Consider the following 22703-nt stretch of genomic DNA (forward strand, 5'->3'; position numbering starts at 1 on the left):
AAACACGCAGCAACACAACGATGAACCCAGTCCCAACAAAGGGACGTTGTTACTGGATGCTACCTGTGCTCCCAGTGACATACAATATCCCACCGATCTGAGGCTGTTGAATGAGGGGAGAGAAAAACTTGAAAGAATCATCGACACCCTCTACAAGGCAGATCAACGAGAAGACAAGCCAAAGAAGCCACGAACATACAGAAACAAAGCCCGCATGCAATACCTGGTTGTGGCGAAAAAGCCGAAGTCTCGAGCTTTACAGATGCGAAAAGCCATAGGGAAACAACTGAGATATGTCAAAAGAGACCTGAAAATCATCGAAGAGATGTTGAGACAACAATCACAAGACACATTGAACCAGAAACAACGAAAAGAACTGGAAACGATCCGAACACTTTACAATCAGCAAAGCACGATGTACCAGACAAAGATTCGCAGAATCGATCATCGAATAGTCAGCATCAGCCAACCACATATACGCCCTATCAAGCGAGGGAAGAAGAAAAGCCCCACGGAGTTCGGAGCCAAGATAGCAATCAGTGTAGTCAACGGACTTGCTCAAATTGAAAAGCTGAGCTGGGAGAACTTCAATGAAGGAGCAACCATGAAAGAAAGCGTAGAACGATACCGCCAGACTTATGGTTACTATCCTGAAGTGGTGCTGGTTGACAAACTGTATCGTAACCGTGAGAACATACGTTATTGCCAGGAAAGAGGGATAAGGATTACTGGTCCGAGACTGGGAAGGAAGAACACACAGATACAGAAAGAAGAGAGAAAGATCATGATACAAGATGCAAGAGTGAGGAACGCAGTTGAAGGCAAGATTGGAGAAGGAAAGCGGAAATATGGACTGGGGCTTATCCGGGGAAAGGTGAAAGAAACAAGCGAAACCATGATCGCTTTTGCGATGATTGCAATGAACCTTGCCCGCTGGTTGAGGGGCTTATTTTTTTCATTTTTCCGATGGCTATTCTGGGGAGAAATCGGAGGAATTCGGAGCAATTTCGAGGGTGTTCTACGTCAAAATCCACATATTGTGAGTCAACTACTACTCTCTTGAACATGACGACCTCTTTAACTGGAACAAGGTAGCAGTTTTTCAGGAAGCCCTACTTATTGTTCTCAATAAGTCCCGTTCCTGGAAAATTTGCCGTCAACTGCTTGGCGACTTCTTCAACCTGGTCATCTTCTAGCCATGGATTGATCACTTTGAGCTGCTCACGAAGCACCATAGGCATAACCACTTCAGTGAAATTGTCGCGGAAGGTATGTGCCGGGGTCTGCCTCTCGTCAGTCAGGTCGATAATCTCCCAGCCAAGACCGGAAAGCTGATCGAGTAGTGGTTTTTCCACATAGTTGCGCTCATCGAGCCTTTATGCACCATCATTTGTTTTCATGGCGTAATCCCATAGTGTTTTTTTAATACACCTAATACATCAGAATGATTTTGCTTCAAATCGCTGAGCGTCCATGTATTGAAACCATTTAAGACACGAAGCGAGTTTGGGCAGGTGCTGATGCGCTTCTCAAAATACCTAGTTTTCTTCTCTATATAATCAAGCCTGCCCTGCGAGGTATTCTTTCGGGTTGAAATCAAAACAAGGTTTCCAAGCCTGTCAGTCCATTCTCTCCGCTGTTCGTCTGTAAAGTCCTTTTTCCACTGGCTATTACCAGCAGGGTGCTGCGGCAGAATATGCTCTATAGAAAGCGTTTCGATATTCATTTTATGGCTATCATCGTGATAGAGAAAATCCAACTTAAGCAGCAGGTAGCGAGTGAAGCTTCTGCCATATACAGCCGATTCTATGGCCCGCACAAATGAAACTTCATCAAAACCGAAGGCAGCATTGCCGAGTATCTCATCAGCGGTATCAGCGTTTTCGATAATCCTGATTAACTGGTTCATGTTTTCAATACGTATTGTTGGTGTGTATTGCACAATCCAGTCGGCGCTGAATTTGTTATCCAGCAGCTCAAGAAACGCCATGATCTGGGTGTAGCCAAATTTCTCATGATACCTTAACAGGGGCGGCACCCAATCGGTAGAAGGAAGGCCGTTCAACATCACTTTCAACAAATTATCGAAGCGAAAGGTATTGCCCGTGTGGTTGTAGTTATCGTTTTCAAACAGCGTATTGAAGACCTTCAGATAGCGTTCAATCAACTCAAAGGTCTCTTTTCCCTTTTTGAGCAATGCCGGTTTTGGTTGACCAGTGGTCTTGTCTCTCTCTTTGGGGTTGTAAATCTTGTTTTCAAACTCATCCAGCAGGCTTAACCTAGCTTTTTCTTTTACCAGTATGGTTCGGATATAATTAAGGAACCGATCAAAGTCATCCCCTAATTCGCCCTCAGTTTCTTCCCACAGCTTTGCGTATCTCTCTTTATCAGCAGCTGTCTGAAGCGCACCCAGATTCTGGGATTTCAGAATATCGCTGTTCCGAAGTGGAACTCCGCGATCATTTAAAATGGTAAAAAGGCGGAAGGCATCATCCAGATCTTCGGTTGCTACATAAATCAAAAGCACATTATTCGACAGAAAGGTGAGAAAATCGATCAGGTTAACGTTGTTGTCGTTGAGGTACTTCTTTATCTCCAGAATAGCGGACGCCATGTTTCTTAAGGAAGGATCTTCTCTGGTTTGTGCAATTTCGCTTAACTCGTCCGTTCTCAAAGTGCCTCCCTCTTGTTTGACATAGGTATCCACAAACTCCTGCACCGTGGCCCTGATAGCAAAGGTTATCCTGGTGCGTTCAGGAATCCTTCTAATTGCATTACCCCTTTGAAAGATCGAGCTGATACAGGTCTCTTGTACATCGTCATCGTCACACACATCCCGAATACAGGCAAAAATCATTAAAAGCGTGGTCATGCGCTGCTGACCATCGAGCAGGTCATTCTCATCACATTGTAGGTCAGGCATTGTCCCCGCGCGTTTTGCCTGAAACACAAAGGACCCAAGAAAATACTCTTGATTTGGTTTTTCTCTCTGAGCAAATGTAATATCATCCAGCAATTCATTAATCTCATCTTTCCCCCAGATATAGGGCCGCTGGTATTCGGGTATGCGAAACCACATGGTTGAAAAGATGTCTTTCACTAGAATTTTCTTGCTCTTGATCTCTCTTACAGGCATGGAAGACCTCCCTTCTTCATTATATTGATCGTGATATTGATCGTGATGATGCTTTGCCCTCCATGTTCTCCATTAGTGGGGTTACCCGCACCTTACCGGTCAGTAGGTCTTGCATTAGGGCGGCCTTTCACACTTTTTCGTGACAGACTCCGTTTTTTACGTTGCGTTTATATCAACTGTTGAGAAACGGTTTTCCGCTGTTTCAAAAAACTACCACAACATTCAATGGAGCAACCATTGAATAAACCTAATACCATAAAGGACATCCAACAACATGCTATCACAAGAGATGTAGAAAAAGAAAATCATTAAGGTTATGTGTATTAACCAGTTACTTACTTCAATTACTAATGTTTCTACTATTTGTTGTTAAGATACATGATTTTTCATTCTGAAGTGTTTTTCACTTTCATTGGCAACTCAACCTGACTCTTACAGATCTCTTACGGCACCTACAGATCTCTTCCATATCCTGAAGTACTTTGCACCTATGTTGAATCTCTTGACAAACTCCATGTATTCCGGCCAGATGGGGGCTCTGTAAAACTCGCTGCGGCCTATTCCTCCGTTTATGACATATTCGGGAAGAGGGTTGTCCCTGTAGAAGACCGACCGCGCGAGTATCTGACCTCTGTTCGTGAAGTTTGTCCAGTTGCAGCCGAAGGCTTCCCCCGGCTGGATTATGGCCAGAATCTTAGGGGCCATTCTGTTTTCTAGATAAAGCGCCTGATAAGCTGCGGCACCGTCCGCACATATGAACAGCAGCGAGAATCTGGAAGGATTATGGTCTTCACCGTACTCCTCGGTCCTCTCGAAGATGAACCATTCGGCGAAGGGCTTCTCGAACACATCCGAATAATGGTCGGGGCGGTGGAATTCCCCACGGTCCGGGGCGACCCTGATCCTCCAGCCGTTCGGCGCGAGCTGGCCTTCGCTCAATGAAAGCTGACGGAGGACTCTGTACCCCCTGAATCCATTGTTGGCGACTTCTTCGAGCAAGTTCTCCCTGCTTATGGAGTAGTCTACATATACGAAGCTGTAGACATTTCCCAGAAAGTACTCGACGGGGTGTCCGTCGTGGCCGCAGGCCGGATAGTATAGGGAGTCTTTCAGTACGTCATGAATGTCGAATTTCACCGGGTTCTTTATCCAGTCGGGCATTTCGGCCTTCGTCACTTCTTCAAACATCCGAATCACTCCCTTCGCCTTTCGAAATGTCTTTATACGGAAATCCGGTCTCTTCAGATCTTTGTGCCCTGATTGCCTCGACCGGGAGCCTCAGGGCCTGAATTATACGCAGGGGCAGAAACTCCATGAAAAGGTGCTTTGTGGCTTCTCTAACTAGAAACTGGCCGTAGTCGCCCCTGAGAATGTCGAAGACCTTTATAGGATCGTAGTCGCCGGTGACTCTGAAGACTATGAGATTGCCTGAGGGCAGTATCGAAGCGTCTGAAGGGATGTCGGCTACCAGCCCCACGGTAGATATGTCGTTTCTTTTGTTGAATATGATGTCGTTCTTTCGTAGAAGCGCTTTTTCGGCCGCCTTTGCGAGATCTCCTTCATACTCCTCGAGAGAACTAAACTGTACGATGCCGTTGTCATCGACCTCCAGACGAGGGTATTTGTAGACCTTGCCGTCGTACCTTTTTCCATCGGCTTCATTATCTTCAAGCAGGTCGGCTCTCCAAGAATTACGCACACGGTTGGATTCAAAGAACTCACCGATGGAACCCAGTTCGACTGTCGGGGAAGTGAGAAACGTCTCGTAATCCTCGGGCAACTGGTCTATCTCTACAGGTATTATCGGGTAATCGGCCGGAACCAGAGAATAGCCGCTCTGCTTTATCGTACTTATAGGAAGTAGCGCGCAAACTCCACTTTCGCCTTTCCAGTCCTTGAAGTTTCTCATCACTGAATCCAGCGGGAGATTCTCCTCCCTCACTTCGAAGCAGAAAGGCTCTCTGCCGTCGCTCTTGGACACCGCCATGAAGACCTGCCCTTTCCTTCTGGTGGGCTTTGCCTTGTTAAGGACCATCAAGCAGCAGTCGTCGTCTCCGCCGTGAACGGCTCCAAGGGGTAGTTGTACTACGGCTTCAAGCCAGTCGTTGTCTATGATTTCCTTGTTTCCTTCTCTCAGTGCTCCACTCGTGATCAGCGTCACGAGCTTCCCGTCATCCTTCATCGAGCGCATTCCGTGGGTTATGAAATCCCACTGGCTGATGAGACCGGATGAGATATCTAGAATGTTTCGGAGAAAGAAGTCAGTCTTCAGCTCCTGCAAAACCATGCGCTCGCCTGTAGGAGGCTCGATAATCACCCTGTCGTAGCGTTCTTCCACATAGAGAGTCTCTTTCGACGGCTTCATGAGCGAATCACCCCTTACGAGCATAGAGACGTCGATCCCGAAAAGAGAAAGGATAATCTTTGTGAGCCGCCATTTTCTCGGTTCGATTTCAAGACCGGCGAAGGAAGTGTAATCGAAGCCTTCTCTCTTGAAGATCGTGTAGAAGGCCCGTCCATAACCGAAAGCGGGGTCGTAAACTGTCATTCCTGGTTCGATCTCGAGCAGATCGACCATCATCTCGAGGATTTCCATCGGAACTATCATGTCCGAATAGAGAAGATTGGAATCGATCGCAATGGTGAACATGCCCCTATACAGGGGATCTGTCAACAGATCTATGTCCCTTACTGAGAGTTCGTCAATCATGCCGTCGGCAAAAGCACAGGTTCTGTGGAAGAGCGGCGAGTCTTCTTTGAAGGCCGCGCTCATTTCTCCCTTGAAGTCCATGAAGGAAAATTCGGGATGCTCGACGATGAGTTCGGATATTGCGCTCTCCATGAGATCGGCCCTCTCCTGTCCGCTCTTTCCGAAGAAAACGTACCTCCAGAATACGTCACTGAATTTGACGTTCTGCGAGAGTCTCTTGAGCAGCATCGAGGTCCAGAAATACTCTATCGCCTTTTCCGAAAGCAGCCGGTTCCGCTGACCGAGTTTGGAAAGAAGATACATGAAGTTCTGCACGCTACCTGGAAGGCCCATCATTGCTCACCCTCGTCGACCGGCACTGTCTTCGCAATTCGGAAGCCGATCATCGAGTCTTCAGTTACTACACCAATGTTACGGAACGAAACTGCCACTGTTAAAGGATGGTCAACTGCGCTTCCGCCACGAAGAACCTTCCATTGATCTGTTTCCCCATACGGGTTTATCTCCAGTCCCTCCGAGTATCTGTCGCTGTTGTCGCTGCACAGTTCCCAGACGTTGCCGGACATATCGTAAAGCCCGAGTTCGTTCGGGCTCTTCAACCCGACCTCTCGAGTTCTGTCGGATGAGTTTCCGATATACCAGGCGACCTCATCGACGTCGTTACTCCCGGCGAAGACGTATCCTTTGCTCTTTTGGCCTCCCCTGGCCGCGTATTCCCATTCTGCCTCGGTCGGCAACCTGTAGCCGGCAACTCTTCTTAAGTCGGTCGTGTATGAGCCGTCGCAATCAAGCAGTTTTCCCAATTCATCGTACGCCGGGGGCAGGCCTTCCTTTTCGCTCAACCAGTTGCAGTAAGCGATGGCTTCGAACCAGTTCACACGCACGGCCGGCTTTCTGACATTCGGGAAGTATCTATCTATGAATTCTTCTGTGCCCGTTTCCCTGCAGAACCTCGAGTACTCCTGACACGTGACGGGGTACTGGCCGATATAGAAATCATAGCTAAGTATCACATAGAGGGTCTTCCGCTCTTTTCCGTTTTCTCCCTCCCATACCTCGCTCATCTCGAACTCGCCCTTCTCGACAAAGACGAGTTCGTTTTCCGGGGACCTGTGAAGGGCGGGCTCTCTCTGCTCAATGACCGGCAGATTGATATCTACATTTTCTTTATTCTTGATTAATTGCTTTACCCCACTCCGCTCAATGACAGGTGGGTTGAGCCTTGCGGGGTCTCCCGAGAATTTCCAGATAGTGACGCAGAAGTTAAACCCGTTGAAGTACTTCTTTACCCTGTGCGTGTATTCGGGCCAGGGGTTCGTAAAACCGGACATGCCCACGATGTACTCCGGTAGGGGATGATCTGGATAGAAGATAGACCTGCCGAGTATGCTCTCTCTGACGCCGAACTCCGTCCAGTTCATCCCGAAGCCGTATTGCGGGATTACGAGGAATTTTGGAGCTATCCTGTTTTCCAGGTAAAGCGCCTGGTAGGTTGCAACCGCCTCGGTGTTTAGAAAGAAGAAGGAAAAGCGTTTCGGGTTGTGTGTTTCGTCGTACTCCTCGGTCCTCTCGAAGATGAACCATTCGGCGAACGGCTCTTTCTGAATTTCACGCCACGAATTAGGGTTTCCGTCTCCCTCGGCAGGTAGAACCTTCTTCCACGAAGTATTCAGAATCTCTCGATGTCCTGCGAAGTAAGCTCTCTCGCGGTCTTCACGGAAGTGATCGAACCTCCCCTCTCTCCGCGGATCGTCGTCGCGGTAATACCAAATCAGCGCGTCCCATCCACCGGGATGGAGTCTGTACGGGTCTATCGTTTCATGCAAGATAGGCCTGTAACCTGTGAAGCCGTATTCGGCCATATCCTGCAGCAGGTCTTCTCGGCTTATGTAGTAGTCGATGTACACGAAGCTGTAAGCGTTTCCCATGTAGCATTTGACAAAATGACCGTGAAGGCCGCTTGCCAGGTAGCAGAGAGAGTCCTGAAGAATATTCCTTATGTCGAACTCCCCGGGGTTTCTGATCCATTCCGGCATTTCCATTGACGGTATTTCCGTCATCAAACTAACCACTCCTCCTTATGATTTTTTCGCGATCGAAATCGCTACCCGGATTACCGGGCGATTGTATTTTCTGACCTCACTACAACCGCACAATGGGATTGTCACTGGATCGGAAACGAGAGAATGTCTTATGGGTAGATATTTTGCGGAGCTGAGTGAAATTGTTGTTCGGAATATCCGATGCTCAATAAGCTACAAGAAAAACAGCACCGGTTCGATAGAACGGCGAACAGAGATGTTCGTGTGGGATTTGGACTCTGAAAGTCGACTCAAGAATACATGATGTCTGTGTTTTCTACATTCTATACACGTATTTGATTTCGATAGGGTATGATCACCATTGGAGATCTCGATTAAACGGTAATCAAGAAGCGGAACAGATTCACATCTTGTCGGTACGGATTGTCTAGTCAACACAAGTTAATTATACAGCAACGTCAAGACTAGTAAGTTACGGCATTATATCTATAATTATCGTATATTCATTACGATATGTTCGCTTAATTGGCGCGGATGACCGGCATAACTCGTCTCTCTTCTTGGAGAGAGCGTCCCCTCATGGAATTCGAACAGTCTCACAGTACTGGAGCTGTGGATGTGGGGCCGATCGACTCTACCCCAAGTGTAAGCGGGAACTTCCAACTAGAGTGTCCACCAATTCTTCACTTCTTACTGACGATATCCGGTATCCTAATCTCTTCCAGTGCAGTGAGTCTCCCGCCGCTAAAGAAAATGTCTATCTTTGCCTTATGGATAGAGTACTTCCCATAATCGCTTCGCAGAATCCTGAGCACTTCAAAGGGATCGTACTCTTCCCTTACTCTCAGCGCGATACAGTCTCCCGGAAGCAACACCACCTGATCGTCAGCGATATCTCCCACAATGCCTACTCCGCAGGATCCAGGTTCAACGCAGATTACAATGTCAGACTTTCTCAGAGCACTGGATTCTTCGACTTCCACCAAACTCCCGCTATGCCTAGTCGAGCGGCTCAAGTCTATTAAGCCTTGCGCATCGGTCGCCACTCTGTCCAGAAGATAGATACTATCTGATATTTCATCGCCATGAAGCGGAGTCTTCGAGATCATTCTGTCCTCACGGTCGTAATCGATCCATCCATGGCTTCTGCCGACAATGAACTCGCCAATCTCTTTGAGTTCGATCATCGGGGCATTGATCAGCTCTTCATAGCTTACATCCTTTCTCCCGGATAAACCCGCAGATATCGCGTAATCACGCGGTTTCAGCGTGTACCCGTTTGCCGCTATCGTCTGAATCGAGACTATACCGCTTCGATTCGGTTCCGATAGCCATTCTCTGTACTGCTTTGTGATTTTCGACGGCCATTCGATGGGGTTCCGTATATCGAACCAGTCGATCCGTCTCTCCGATTCGGGCACCAGCAGCACTTTTCCCTTTCTCTGATCGGGCTTTGATTTGTTTATTACGAGAATGCTCGTCTCTCTTCGAAGGAGATTGCCCCTGCCCACCGGAAGCTCTATCACTGCCTCCAGCCAGTCGTTGTCGATTATCTCTTGCGCCGGCTTTCCCAGTTCTCGAGTCTCTATGAGGCTCACCATTTTTCCGGTTGGCTTGAGGCATTCGATGCCGCGTCGAATGTAGCTCCACTGACTTCCCGGAACTTTGGATACCTCCAGGTTGTCTCTTGTCAAATACCCGGTCTTGATTCTATAAGAGAGAATCCTTTCGCTGGATGGCGGTTCGATTATCACCCTGTCGTATTGTGAATTCGACAGGAGCGAATAGTCTTCCGGCCTGATTAGCGGATCTCCTTGCTTAAGATTCACCGCGTTCAGCCCGAGAAGAATCAAGGCGATCTTTCCGATCCTGTGCTTATACGGATCTGTCTCGAGGCCCGCGTATTCGAGCTCCTCTCGGGGGTTGTTCTTGAAGATGCCGTAAAGGATCCTGCCGAACCCGGTTGCAGGATCGTAGATGCTCATCCCATGACGGACATCCAGCAATTCGACCATCGAATCGATTACCTGCGGGGGTGCTGCCGAATCTCCTTCCAGCAAATCGGATTCCATGGATACCGAGAGCAAGGCCTCGTAAAGAGAGCCACTCTTGTTGAAGATATCTACCATCGCCAGTCGATCCACGAACGAGTCGGCGTAAGTGCATGCCTTTTGAAGCAGTTCCGGACCTTCTCTAAAGATCCATACGTATTTTCCCTCGTACTCGATGAATCTGTACCTCGGATACCTGCTGATCATCTCTTTCAACGCCTTCTCTATCAGCACCGCCCTTTTAATTCCGCTCTTGCCGAAAAGAGCGAACTCTTCGAAGACATCTGCGAAATTGTCGCGGAAAGACTGTTTTCTCAGCAGCATGTTCGTCCAGAAGTACTCGATAGCCCTTTCCGAAAGGCTTCGGTCTTGCTCTCTCAATTTGAACAGCAAATAAATGTAATCTCTCGCAAAGCTTTCAAGATCCATGCCGGGCCTCCTTCTATTTTTGTTGTGCAGATCAGGAACGCTTACAATGACTCTATTAACCTTGACTCCACTCCCTTCTCCTGAACGTCTTCCCCTGCGATTCACTTTTCCTGCAATCGGCAACTCCAGAAGGCCGAAAGAAACCAGACCATTGGCCCGAAGTGTATTCAAGTCCAGGATGCGCGTCGGCGTCAGTCTGACTTATTAGTACGTGCATCGAGAATTGTAGGTCTATATGAGTAGAGAACGATCGTCTGGAGTTCAATCCGGAACCATTGTCGGAAGTAAGGCCTGCCTGAAAGACAAAGGCAACAACATTGCTCCAGGTCTGGAATGTTTTCTTCGAAGCGAGTTTCTCTGGAGTGTATAGCATCGGCGAATGATGTTTATAAAGGTAACGGCAAGCCACTTTATTTAATTATATCAGGAGTGAGAAACGCTTTGTTTACGTAATCGAAAACTGTACAATGGTAGTAAAGTTGAGATCTTTATTTGGGGGGCAGTTCTTGAAAGGTATTCTTGTCTGTGGAAAAGAAGGCAGAAGAAGAAGCGATTACTTGCTGCAGAAACTCCAGGAAAACTACAGCGCGGATCCCTTCTCGTTTCTCTTTGTCGGACCCTCTTCATTCTTTCTGCGAACTATAGAAGATGCCATGTTGAAGAGAGGGCTGTCAATTGCCGCCGGGCAGTTCCTTACGGATCGATCTCTGGCTCTGAAGATCGCGGGGGAGATGTTTCCGGATCGCACGGCTGTTCCCGAAAGAGGCGAACGAATAGAGATCGCGAAGGCCTTCGAAAAGATCAAGAATTACTATCCGTCAGAAAAGGCTACGGCTTACTTTCATGAGGCGATCGTCGTCTTGAAGGAGAATCTCGGTAATTTCGAGATGGCTTTCGGTAGGGAAGATGCCGTTCCAAAGGTTCTGAAGGAAGTTTACCGAGAGCTTCAAGAACACTTCGAAGAGAGGAAGCTTTTCGATTCCTACGATGCACTGAGACTGGCCGCAGAGCAAGCAATTCTCGAAAAAAGCGATTTCGGAAAGACCCTATTCATAGACGGCTTCTACGATTTCAGCCCGGCAACCAGGGCTTTTATGAGCAATATTATGCGTTGTTTCGACGAGGTCTATCTCTCATGCCCTGAAGACAGTGATAGAAGGAATCTGTTCAGGGAGAGTCAGACCGTTTCCGATCTCTTCGAGGGCTCTGACTTCGAGACGATCGATGTGGATCTAAGCGAAAGCGGACCGCTTTCGAAAGTAAAGGAGATCTTGTTTTCGGATCGGGAAGAATTGAACGACGCCGGGTGTGAAAGCGCGGAAATTGTCGAGTGCAACGATCTGTACGGAGAGGTCGACTTTGTCGCCAGGGAAGTGAAAAGAGCGATAGCGAAGGAAAGACTGGAGCCGGAAGAGATCGAGATAGTGATTCCCAATAAAGATTACTGGAGGGTATTGAAGAAATCGCTGAACGATTTCGGGATCCCTGCAGTGAGCAAGAATTCGGTTTCCTTGCTAGAATCGAAGAGCGTCCAGACCCTTCTACTTCCGCTTGAAGTGGTATCCGATTCTTTCGAACCTTCGGGAATCCTCGAAATGATAGATGCCGGAAACGGTGATAGTTCTCCCGAGAAAGCGATCGATGCGGTCCTCTTCGAGAAGGTGGCGGCTTCGGCCGGTCTGCTGTACGATACATCTGCCGCCACTGCGGAGGGTGCAAAAAAGGTTTGGCTGGAGAAGCTCGACAACTACAAACGTTTTCTCGGTGCGAAGGCCGAGAGTCTGACCTCCAACGACGATCTCGATGAGGACTTCTCTGCTCTGTCCCAAATCCAGGAGATTAAAGATGAGATCCGGTTCATAGACGTTATTGCAAAGCCCGCTGTCAGAAGGGTTTTTTCACTTCTGAAGAGTATAGAGAGAAATGTGGCGATGTCTGTCTTGAAATACGAAGACTTCTTCAGAATCTGCGAAAAGAGGCTTGGATTGAGAGAGCTTTCGGGAAGCGAGGAAATGACATTCGCATCTGAAAACATTGCCTGCGTGGATCAATTCGTTGAAAGAGCCGTTCCTTCACACGCCGGGATTCTCGAAGCTATGGAAATCACCGAGTACGATCAGGAAAAATACTACAAGTCTCTCATTAAGTATCTGGAAGGAGAAGCTCTGCGGGGCGAGTCCGACATGGGCGGTGGAGTTGAAGTCCTCTCACTGATCGACTCCCGATACACTTCGAAGAAGGTCAAGTACTTCATGGGATTCAACGAGGGCAATTACCCGGTTCTGTCTCTCAATCCACTTTATGCGGGCGCTCAGTACTCCGAGCCCAGAGCCAAGGACATTCTGGGCATTCAGGAGAACAGGCAGAAGCTGGGTCTTTTTCTGGCGATAAGCGGCGCACAAGAGAGGCTCTGCATTACTTTCTCGAATTCCACGGTCGATGGGAACGTGTTGATGAAGTCTCCTTATGAAGGATCGATTCTTCGGGCATTCGGCAAATCCGAGCCCAGACCGTATGGCCGTGTGGAAGGGAAACGCACCGATCTCGTGCCCTCGCCGTCGGAGGCTATGAGCCAGGCCGACTACAGGCTTTCGATAGCCAGTATATTCAAGGAGACCCCCGATGAGTGGGAGAGACATAAAGACTCGGAAACGGTCGCAACTCTGGAGAAGAATCTGAGCTCGATTACAGACAACTTTTCCTTCAAGGTCCCCGGCGTGAAGGCAGTCGAGGAGCTGACGAAGAAATGCATAAGCTTCTCTACGATCGGGACCTACTGCAAGTGCAAATTCAAGTATTTCTTGAACTATGTGCTTGGGTTACAGCCTGTTCCGGAGGAGATACTCGAGCTTTCATACATGGATGCGGGAAGCGTTTTTCATGCCGTTCTCAGCGACCACCTCGGAAGGGGGGTCCCACTAGATCAAAGCCTCGAGAACCACCTAAAGAGATATTCCGGCAGCGTGAACAAATCGCTTTTCAAGAGACGCTTCGATCAGATGCTGAGAGACCTTGAGGATTATCTAGAGTTTGATAGGATAAGAAGCAGCGAATTGGGTGAGCGTGTTCTTCATACAGAATTCGCATTTGGCTTTGATGATTCAGAGGATTCTTCACTTCATCTAACCAACAAGATCTGCTTTCGGGGTTTTATTGACAGGATAGATATGCTGGAGAACGAGAACCTATTCATAATAGATTACAAGAGCGGCACAAGTTCGAGTTCGGCTGTTCCTGAACAGCTTATCATATACTCTATGGCCGTTGAACAAGCATTTTCGAATGAAGGCCGATATGTAAATGGTGGAGAATTCCGACTGATTAAGGGCAAGACCAAGAGCAAACCCTTTGGCGTGGAGTATGAGGACGGCGAGAGGGTCTGGAGATTCCGCAAAAACTTGAATTTCCTAACATATGATCCGGCTGAAAGCGGGAGGATAACAGATGCCGAATTGGTCGAGGCAATCGAAGGAGTGGTCGATAGCATTGCGTCAGGGGAGTTTTCAGCCGAGACACGGAAAAATGAAGAACCTAAAGGCTGTTTCCTCTGTGACTTCAGGGAAATCTGCGATCTTCTGAAATGGAGACAGAAGGGTGTGCCAACCGATGGATAAGAACACATTCATCTCCGCTTCTGCAGGCACTGGCAAGACTTACAGGCTGGTGGAGGAATACATAGAGATTCTTCGCTCCGACGAAAAGCTGGGTATCGAAAACATCCTGGCGATTACCTTCACTGAAAAGGCCGCTGCTGAGATGAAGGAGAGAGTTGCGAAAGCGATACGGGAGCAGATAGACGAAGCAGCCAGCGAAAGCGAGCGGGTGAGATGGAAAGAGATCAATTCAAGGGTCATGCACGCCTGGATCTCGACAATCCACTCCTTCTGCGCGAGAATCCTCAGAGAGTCCATTCTGAATACGAATTCCGATCTAGATCCTGGATTCTCGATCATTACCGGAACAAAGAAGATACTCGAACTTCAGGCCCTGGGAAGGTTCTTCTCGCACAATCTGGATTCTCTTGACGAAATGATAAACATCTTCGGCCTGGACAAAACTCACAAGATTCTTGAAGAGTGCCTCTCCAAGCAGAGACACAACATGTATCTTTACAGCCCCAATGATAACAAAGATAAGGAAGAGACCGCCGAGAAAATATCGAAAGCGACAGCCGTCTGCCACGAAGCATTCAGAAAGCTCAACAGTGAATACGAGGAACTGACTTTGAAGAAGGCCCAGCTCGACTTCGAGCAGTTGCTAGAAGAAACGAGGAAGATGCTGAACGACAATACCGAAATAGCAGAGGGTTATTCCAAGAGGTTCAAGTACATTCTCGTAGACGAGTTTCAGGATACGGACGAGCTTCAGGCAGAAATAATCAGCAAGTTGACGGCTTCGGGGAATGTGAAGGTGCTTTTCGTCGGGGACGACAAGCAGTCGATATACCGGTTCAGGGGAGCCAACGTCGAGATCTTCAATCTTACAAGAAAACAATTCGAAGAAAAGGCCAACGCTACGGACACTCTGGGAAAATCGTACAGGTCGCATCCGGAGATCGTGAAGTTCCACAACATATTCTTCAAGAAAGTGATGAGCAACCCAATGCTTGAGGCATTTGCATCGAAGTACGGCAAAGATGTGGAGGCCCTGGAGCCTCACGGTGACAAGAGAGAAAAGAGGGTAAGAATACTTGAAAGCAAAGATAAAGACCACGCAGGACCCGTAGCTGCCTACATACGTTCGCTTCTGGATGAGGATCTAGATTTCAGAGAGGGAAAAGCTATTGTAACGCGCAAGATACGGCCAGGGGACATAGCCATACTCCTCAGGAAGTTCAAGAACGTCGAGCAGTATCAGGAAGCGCTTGAATCAAACGGGATTCCTTACTATACGGTCGGCTCCAGAAAGTTTTTCCAGAGGCCCGAGATAGCCGGGCTGATTGCATTCGTGAGTTTTCTCGGCAATCCCGCAGACGACAGGGCCTTTCTGTCATTCTTCCTTTCTCCCGCATGGGGAGGCACGCTGCAGGCTGCCGCTAGACTCAAGGAGAAATACAGCCACTTCTATGACTGCATTATGAGGAGCGAAGATGAATCCTTCTCCGATCTTCGCACGATCATAACAAGGTATTCGCGCCTGGCGAGACTTTTGAAGCCGGGAGAGATCCTCGACTCCTTCGTCGGAGAGACGGACTACCTTCCGAAGATGACGCTCCTTGCAATGCCCGAGCAGTGTCTGGCCAACGTGATCAAATTCCTTCAAATATCCAAGCAGCTCGACTCTCTCGGGATAAGCTTGAGGGAGTTTTCGAGGAACATCAAATTGTATTCCGAAGAGGCAGATGAGGGTGAGGCGGCTCTGGAGAACGAAAAGAGCGACAGCGTGAAGATAATGACAGTCCACCAGGCAAAGGGGCTGGAATTTCCCGTTGTGATCGTTGCCGAGATGTCAGAGAATCCGAGGAAAGATACCCCTTCATTGCTCTTCGACACTGCCACGAAAACCTTCACTCTTTACAACACGGAACTGACGAATGAGGGGCTCGACATGTTTTACAGAGCAGATCTGAGAAAACAGGTCGAAGAAGAGAAGAGAACCCTCTATGTGGCCCTGACAAGACCCCGGGAAATTCTTGTGATGAATGTCGACAAAGAGGCCATGGAGAAGGAGCTGAATAAGAAGAAAGACGAAACTAAGGTCGGCTGGCTGTCTCAGATAGCGGCTGGTCTCTATAACGAAGAAACGGGACAGCTTGAGGAAGAGCTCGAGAACCTGGTTACATTTGTGAAGGCCCCGCCAGTTGCTGAAGGCTCGAAAAGAATGCGCGAAGATGCCAGGTGGGAAGACCCTGATGCAGATTACATGAAGCTCTTCGATCATCTCAAATTCAGGAGAGTCGTCTCCCCCACCACGCTCGACTTCGATGAAAAACCGAAGGAGATTCTCGAGATCGACAGTAGCGAAAGGACTTCGCGATCCTCAACAGCAGAAGGGCTTTACGTTCACAGGATCTTCGAACAGCTCGGCAACCCGGCTGGAAGACCAAAGGGAAAGAGACTGAATGAGATTCTTAACGATCCTGAACTTTCAAGAGGATCGGCGGCCCCCGAGAGGGCAAAGGAGATCCTCGAGCAACTGAAGGGACTTGGCAATCACGTCATAATTCGCGAAATCGAGAACTCGGAGATTTGTAGAAGCGAAGTGCGCTTCGAAAGGGCCTTCGGAAAGTTCATACTGGCGGGCGTAATCGACAAACTCTACAAGACGGCTGAAGGCTGGAAGATCGTCGACTTCAAGCTGGCCGAGAAGAGAGATGAAATGCTTCTCAGACACAGGTTCCAGATGGAGTTCTACCTGTACCTATTGAAGAACACGCTCGACCCCGTTTCAGCGACTCTTCTGTATCTAAAGGGCGGAGATACGGAGACGGTTACCCTCGAAAACACTCGCGACTTCGAAATCAGACTCGAAAGTCATGTGATCCATCAAACAGGACAAATCTGAAGAAGAATTTCTGAACGGGCTGCTGAGCGAGGCCGAATGGGAGTATGCGGCAAGGGGCGGAAGAAAGAGCCGAGGTCACAAGTTTTCCGGCTCCGACGATCCGGACTCCATTGCCTGGTTCGACGAAAACTCCGGCGCCGCATCAACCAATTTGAGTGAAATGGCATGGTCCGGAGAACGCAAAAGTGTGTCCGACGAGCGAAAACCCGTTCCCCACGAAGTCGGAATGAAAATGCCAAATGAGCTTGGACTTTACGATATGAGCGGCAACGTTTGGGAGTGGTGCTCAGACCGTCTTAACGCATATGCAGATTCCGAACAGACTAATCCTCACAACATTAGCGGGCTCGATCGGGCGATTCGTGGCGGCTGCTGGTTCAAGCCCGCCGAGCTGACAAGGATAGCGCATAGAGGAAGTCTTTCACCGATCGAAATCCGCAATGGAGAGGGCTTTCGAATCTGCAGAGCGTCATATCGCGAAGCAAAGGCCGATTCATTTTCAAAGACACACGAAAGGCAGGACGATGCGTCGCCAGATATACCAGTCGGACGGATCCCCGACTTGGTGCTCGTCGAGAGAGGCAGCTTCAAAATGGGGGACACATGGGGCGACGGGCTGATGGACGAGAAACCGGTTCACGAAGTCACATTCATACACGACTTTCAGATAGGCAAATACGAAGTCAGGTTTTCCGAATTCGATGTCTTCTGTGGAGCCACGGGAAGGATCCCTCCTTCCGACGAGAACCGTGGAAGAGGAAATTTCCCAGTAATAAATGTAACTTGGTGGGACGCTGTGGAGTACTGCAACTGGCTCAGCAAAAGTGCAGGCCTACCGGAGGCTTATGACGATGATGGCAACTTGCTCGACTCGAGTGGGCACCAAACGACCGACGTATCGAAGGTTGGCGGATACAGACTGCCTACTGAGGCAGAGTGGGAGTATGCGGCAAGGGGCGGAAGAAAGAGCGAAGGCCATAAATACTCGGGGAGCGAAGACGCGGACGAGGTCGCCTGGTATTGCGACAACTCCGGAATCAAGACACATAAAGTTGGGAGTAAGGCCCCGAATGAACTGGGAATCCATGATATGTCTGGGAACGTCTGGGAGTGGTGCTCCGATTGGTACGAGGAAGACTATTACAGGTACAGCCCCAATGTGAACCCGTACAATGCGGAAGGCGACTGCGAACGGGTCATGAGGGGCGGAAGCGTAGGTCTCAGCGAGACTTTCGCCCGGGTAACACATCGGGATTATCTGGAGCCCTCTTCTGCTGGCGACGCCGTAGGCTTCCGCATCTGCAGAACGGCCCCGAATGAACTGCAGGACTATATATGAGACAGTCAGGACATCCCTAACTGTGTCTGGTATTTAAGAATATCCTCTTCTGGCCCGAAGGTCTTAGTGAAGGGGAAATACAACATGACAAAAACACTACTCAATTCTTGTTTGACAGAACGCGCTCATAGAAAGGAGGAATCATATCTGGAGTGAATTTGTTTCTTTCGGAAAACAGCAGGCCTACTACTGAAATGAATCTGCATCGCGCCGCACAAAATAGAATTTTCCCCTGAAATCACCGATTCTCAAACTACCTGCTGAAAACACGTGAGAGTGTGTTATCTTCGGGAACCAAACAACTGGAGGGATCGAATTATGACTGGTGCTGATACGCTTGTGTATAACGGCATAAGAAAACGATAAACAGATTCAGAGAGAATCCTTTCTTTTACTTCACAGAGTCGGACATCCATGCTTCTCTTCACAAAGATATCATGGAGGGAGGCAGCATAGAGCTTGTTCACAGGGAAGAAGGGATAGCTGTTTCCCTTGTTCATCTAGAATATCCTACAAATTTCAGATATGAAAAACGCAAACTTCTTGAGGGATATGGCAATGATGTGTCGATTACATCGATCGACAATGAAGCTAAATACGGTGATAGAGGCAACTTCGATCTCGTTGTTCTAAACAAAGAATTCATCTGTTCTGTATTCGAGACACTTCATGATGGCGAAAATCCACAAGATGCTAACCTCGAAACGATTCTGAAGCATGTGATAAACAAAGACGCCTCGCTTTCGATAGAAAGGAAGCATAAAGATGATTTGACGTATAAGAAAGAAGTGCAGTATGCCATTGAGGTTAAGTTCATACATCCCTTCAATGCGAGAAACATAAATATGTTCGAAGAGGTGATCACAGACAATGAGAAACTAAGATTGGCCACCGAACACTTTGATGGTTTCGTCAAAGCCGTGAACCTTGTTTTCTGTAGCTCACAGGAGAAAGTCAGATCCGATCGTGCAAAAACTGTGATTAAGAGAATAAAGGAATACATCGAAACTGGGAGTATCGTACACGAGAACATACAGTATAAGGTTCCTGAGGCCGTACTTAATGTATTCATCGATTCTCATCTGGATGAGTCGAGAAAAAACACCGACAAACCCATTTCCTGGCCAGCCAAAGGCAGCACGAATTTCGGAGATTGGAGAAATGAACTGATAAATACGATAATAAGGTAATTATCTGTTCAAGATTTCTCTCTGTGACGCTTTCTCGCCTTTTACAACGAGGGAAAACATGAACGTTGTCTTTTGGAGAGCACTGGACAAAATCGGTGAGTAGCCCAGGGGGATTTCACCCCCAACCATCCGGGGACGTAAGGCTGGCTTAGCCAGGAGGGAGAACCTTTCTAGGTCAGGACGTTAGGTTGCATGAACTAACTCAATTGGTCATCCTGAAGAGCTCTTGGTCAGGATCTGGTCTTTGATCTTATCGGAGGACGGGTCCATGATCTGGGATGAAGGACCAAGGACGGCTCTTCACTCGACGATGATTATGCCTGACGGGTTCTTCGAAAAGCGTCTGCGTATCACAGGTTCTTCAGACTACTCTTTGGTCACCGTGAAGGAGAATGAGAGATCGATCGGACTTAGCCTCGTCAACTAGAGCTTTGGTGAAGCCAGATCTGCTGAAGATAGCGTACTCCTTCTCTTTGAATTCATCCCATCGCGGCAGATTTCCCCTTTCACGCAATGCTGCAAGAATATCAGTGCCGACGGGCCTTTCACTCCACTTGACTTCTCCCAATAATATTCGTCTCTCTTCTCTGTTCATGCCCACCAGATCGATTTCAGCGTTTCTATCCCACCAGCGACCGATTTCGAAGTAATTCGTTCCGCTAATCCACATGACAACACTGCGCGCGAAATCCTCATATGTGATCGAGAAGAACTGGTTTTCGGTATCTTTCAGGATGCTCAACAGTCTTTCCTTCTGATCGGTGAGTATGAGATCTTTGTAATAGAAAACATAACGGAAGTAGAATCTGAAGAAGTTGTCTGCTATTCTGTATAGTCCCTTCTTGCTTTTAAGCGGATCTTCACCCACTGGTACTTCTTTCTCGACTATGCCAAGAAGATTTAGAATGGAGATATATTTCATGATGCTACTTTTGTCGATACCGGTTTCGTTTATTATCTCGCCCAGTTTTCTCTTTCCGAGCGAGATTGCCCTCAAAATGGCGAAGTAGTTTCTCGGTTCTCTGAGCTCCTCATTCAGAAGAAACTCGGCTTCGGCAAACAACACCTCGTTCTGGTTGTATATCTTCTCCATGACATTTCCGTAGTAGTCAAGATCGCTGTCAAACTGCTCAAGATAGAACGGTACTCCACCAAGAGTGCCCCATATCTTGAGCAGGTCATCGAAATTGTATTTCTTCTCGAAGAAGTCGCCGATTTCATTGAAGGGAAACTGGTTTAGAAGAAGCTGTCCAGTTCGCCTGCCGTATAGAGGGCTCTTATAGCTCAAGACACTGTTCTCCATTACGGAGACGCTCGAACCCGTTAGAATGAGAAAGACATTCGAGTTTGACAAGTATTCGTCCCAGCCCTTTTGAAAAGACGAGATAATGCCCGGTTCTCTTTCTATAAGGTAAGGAAACTCATCTATCACGAGTATGTATCGATCGTGCTTGGAGGCAAGGTACTTGAACAGCATCTCCCAGTTGGAGAATCCGGCTATTATGTCTTCGTCGAAGAATTCAATAACCTTCTCAGAGAGCTTCTTCAGCTGAAGATTCTCCGGGAGTTTCTCCGCAAGGTAATAGATCCCCCGCTTCTTCCTCAAGAATTCCTTAGTGAGTTCTGTCTTTCCGACTCTCCTTCTACCGTATAGAATAAGCAGTTCCGGTTTTCCCCTTTCGAATCTCTCCTCGAGATAGGCTAATTCCCTCTTTCTGCCAACAAACACAATAATCACCTACTTGTTATACTTTACAGTATTATACTATATAGTATATTTATTGATCGATCATCTTCATCTCTCTCTTTTATTGCGGATAATTGCTTCAGTATCGTTTCAGGACATTTCGGGGATTTGAAAAAGGAAAAGAGTTGATTTCTCGATAAACATAAGGGCTGGAGGCCTGTTCTAGAGCTCAATGATCGCAAAAATGGGACTCGATTTTCAAAGCCGTTGTTAGTGGTTGGTCAGGAGCAAAGAATAAGAGCTTGACCGAGTTCATCAAGAAGCATACGAGATTCACTGATCAGAACACTCGCTTTGTCAGCTGACTGGATCCTCAAATAAACAGGGTCAGACTAGATAATTCTCATCCGGGCAACATCTTTCTCAGTACTGGAAACGATAGTCTGCTCTTCTTTGCAGACAGTATCTTGCGAAATGACGCGATAAATCGTGTCTACCTTTTGATCACGAACTGGATGTTGGATTTTGACCTTTAAATAACAGTGGATATTGTATTTAGATAAAGATAGTCATTTGAAGAACATGCTTTCATTAGCCGACAGTGCGACGCCGACATCGAAAGCACTGCCGCGCCTTATGATACCTCTGCGAGAGCTTGAGTGGAGGAATGATTATAGAAGGCTGCCGCAAATAATCAGGTGCAATCGCCAGAAACATTCATCGTCGGGAACTGACTGGGCGGAGTTTAACTTTGTATAGGACGTAAAGGTGCTATATTAGTAAACGAGCGCATTGCACTATATGTTGCATGTTACCTTGGTCTTGCCGTGCTACTTCGAGTGCAGAGCCTCACTCATGGAGGTGGGGAATGAAGAGAACGGTGCTTTTTACACTCTGAGTTTTGTCTCTGTCGGTTCTTACGCTTGCAAGAAGCGGAGAATTCGTGCTGGCTCAGAAGGGCAGTTTCACGATGGGCGATACCTCGGGAGATGGATATAGTGAAGAAAAACCAACCCATGAGATCACGCTTACGTACAGCTTCCAAATAGGCAAGTATGAAGTGACTTTCGACGAGTACGATGCTTTCTGTGAGGCTACCGGAAGAAGCAAACCCGGCGACGAAGGCTGGGGAAGGGGAACCAGACCAGTAATCAATGTAAGCTGGAACGATGCTATAGATTACTGCAACTGGCTTAGCGAGAAGGAGAAGCTTCCGAAGGCGTATGACAATGACGGCAACTTACTGGATAAGGATGGAAAAGTGACGCCTGATCCGTCAAAGGTAGTCGGATACAGACTGCCGACTGAAGCTGAATGGGAGTATGCTGCAAGAGGCGGGAACAAGAGCAAGGGATACAAGTATTCCGGGAGTGACAATGTAGATTACGTAGCCTGGTATTGGGAAAACTCTGAAGGGCATACTCACGATGTTGGAACTACTCCAACCCAACGAGCCTAGTATCTATGATATGTCTGGCAATGTTTGGGAGTGGTGCAGCGACTCGTTTGGAGAATACTCCAGCTCTGCACAGACGGATCCGTATGGCAACGGCGAACCATGTTTCAGAGCGATCAGCGGGTCCTTGCTCTTAAGGCGTACAGCGGATCTTTGAGC

At 48.0% G+C, this 22703-nt stretch carries 13 protein-coding genes and 1 pseudogene; 7 read left to right on the forward strand and 7 right to left on the reverse strand.

The window, feature by feature from the left end:
• Nucleotides 1-1063, forward strand: a 1063-nt coding sequence (locus B3157_RS05985) for a transposase (RefSeq protein ID WP_292589589.1), incomplete at its 5' end; no start/stop codon positions are given.
• Nucleotides 1064-1115: 52 nt separating this feature from the next.
• Here the strand turns inward: B3157_RS05985 and B3157_RS05990 are convergent.
• The 6 genes and pseudogenes from B3157_RS05990 to B3157_RS06015 form a co-directional block, all read right to left on the reverse strand.
• Nucleotides 1116-1355 (reverse strand): annotated as a pseudogene (locus tag B3157_RS05990) (hypothetical protein); the annotation flags it as partial.
• 41 nt (nucleotides 1356-1396) lie between these two features.
• Complete coding sequence (locus tag B3157_RS05995) at nucleotides 1397-3136, reverse strand: DUF262 domain-containing protein (protein WP_214060961.1); 1740 nt, start codon at nucleotides 3134-3136, stop codon at nucleotides 1397-1399.
• A 432-nt stretch (nucleotides 3137-3568) separates the two neighbouring features.
• A complete protein-coding gene (locus B3157_RS06000) occupies nucleotides 3569-4324 on the reverse strand; it encodes a hypothetical protein (protein ID WP_214060960.1) in 756 nt (251 codons plus the stop codon).
• Nucleotides 4317-6182 carry an HsdM family class I SAM-dependent methyltransferase gene (locus B3157_RS06005; RefSeq protein WP_214060959.1) on the reverse strand — a complete coding sequence of 622 codons (1866 nt, stop codon included), beginning with the start codon at nucleotides 6180-6182 and terminating at the stop codon, nucleotides 4317-4319. Before B3157_RS06005 ends, B3157_RS06000 begins: the two co-directional genes overlap by 8 nt.
• Nucleotides 6179-7906: a formylglycine-generating enzyme family protein gene (locus B3157_RS06010; RefSeq protein WP_292589602.1), complete on the reverse strand. Its 1728-nt coding sequence runs from the start codon at nucleotides 7904-7906 to the stop codon at nucleotides 6179-6181. Before B3157_RS06010 ends, B3157_RS06005 begins: the two co-directional genes overlap by 4 nt.
• Before the next feature lie 665 nt (nucleotides 7907-8571).
• On the reverse strand, nucleotides 8572-10368 hold the full coding sequence (locus B3157_RS06015; protein ID WP_214060974.1) for an HsdM family class I SAM-dependent methyltransferase: 1797 nt from the start codon (nucleotides 10366-10368) through the stop codon (nucleotides 8572-8574).
• A gap of 506 nt (nucleotides 10369-10874) precedes the next feature.
• Between B3157_RS06015 and B3157_RS06020 the strand changes: the two genes are divergently transcribed.
• The 4 genes from B3157_RS06020 (at nucleotide 10875) to B3157_RS06035 (ending at nucleotide 19401) form a co-directional block, all read left to right on the forward strand.
• On the forward strand, nucleotides 10875-13982 hold the full coding sequence (locus B3157_RS06020; RefSeq protein WP_292589594.1) for a PD-(D/E)XK nuclease family protein: 3108 nt from the start codon (nucleotides 10875-10877) through the stop codon (nucleotides 13980-13982).
• Entirely contained in the window at nucleotides 13975-16872 is a 2898-nt protein-coding gene (locus B3157_RS06025) for a UvrD-helicase domain-containing protein (protein ID WP_214060972.1), read from the forward strand. The genes B3157_RS06020 and B3157_RS06025 overlap by 8 nt, the downstream gene beginning before the upstream one ends.
• 22 nt (nucleotides 16873-16894) lie before the next feature.
• A complete protein-coding gene (locus tag B3157_RS06030) occupies nucleotides 16895-18211 on the forward strand; it encodes a formylglycine-generating enzyme family protein (RefSeq protein ID WP_292589604.1) in 1317 nt (438 codons plus the stop codon).
• 437 nt (nucleotides 18212-18648) lie between these two features.
• Nucleotides 18649-19401, forward strand: a complete 753-nt coding sequence (locus B3157_RS06035) for a hypothetical protein (protein WP_214060971.1) — start codon at nucleotides 18649-18651, stop codon at nucleotides 19399-19401.
• 361 nt (nucleotides 19402-19762) lie between these two features.
• Here the strand turns inward: B3157_RS06035 and B3157_RS06040 are convergent, their stop codons facing one another.
• Nucleotides 19763-21130, reverse strand: coding sequence for an ATP-binding protein (locus B3157_RS06040; protein ID WP_292589597.1), 1368 nt, complete (start codon nucleotides 21128-21130; stop codon nucleotides 19763-19765).
• Between the two features lie 901 nt (nucleotides 21131-22031).
• Between B3157_RS06040 and B3157_RS06045 the strand changes: the two genes are divergently transcribed.
• Together B3157_RS06045 and B3157_RS06050 are read left to right on the forward strand one after the other, a co-directional pair.
• A complete protein-coding gene (locus B3157_RS06045; protein WP_292589600.1) occupies nucleotides 22032-22547 on the forward strand; it encodes a formylglycine-generating enzyme family protein in 516 nt (171 codons plus the stop codon).
• 10 nt (nucleotides 22548-22557) lie between these two features.
• On the forward strand, nucleotides 22558-22701 hold the full coding sequence (locus tag B3157_RS06050; RefSeq protein WP_292589606.1) for an SUMF1/EgtB/PvdO family nonheme iron enzyme: 144 nt from the start codon (nucleotides 22558-22560) through the stop codon (nucleotides 22699-22701).
• Nucleotides 22702-22703: the final 2 nt, after the last annotated feature.

Source organism: Mesotoga sp. UBA5557 (genome assembly GCF_002425715.1).
Taxonomy (GTDB): Bacteria; Thermotogota; Thermotogae; order Petrotogales; family Kosmotogaceae; genus Mesotoga.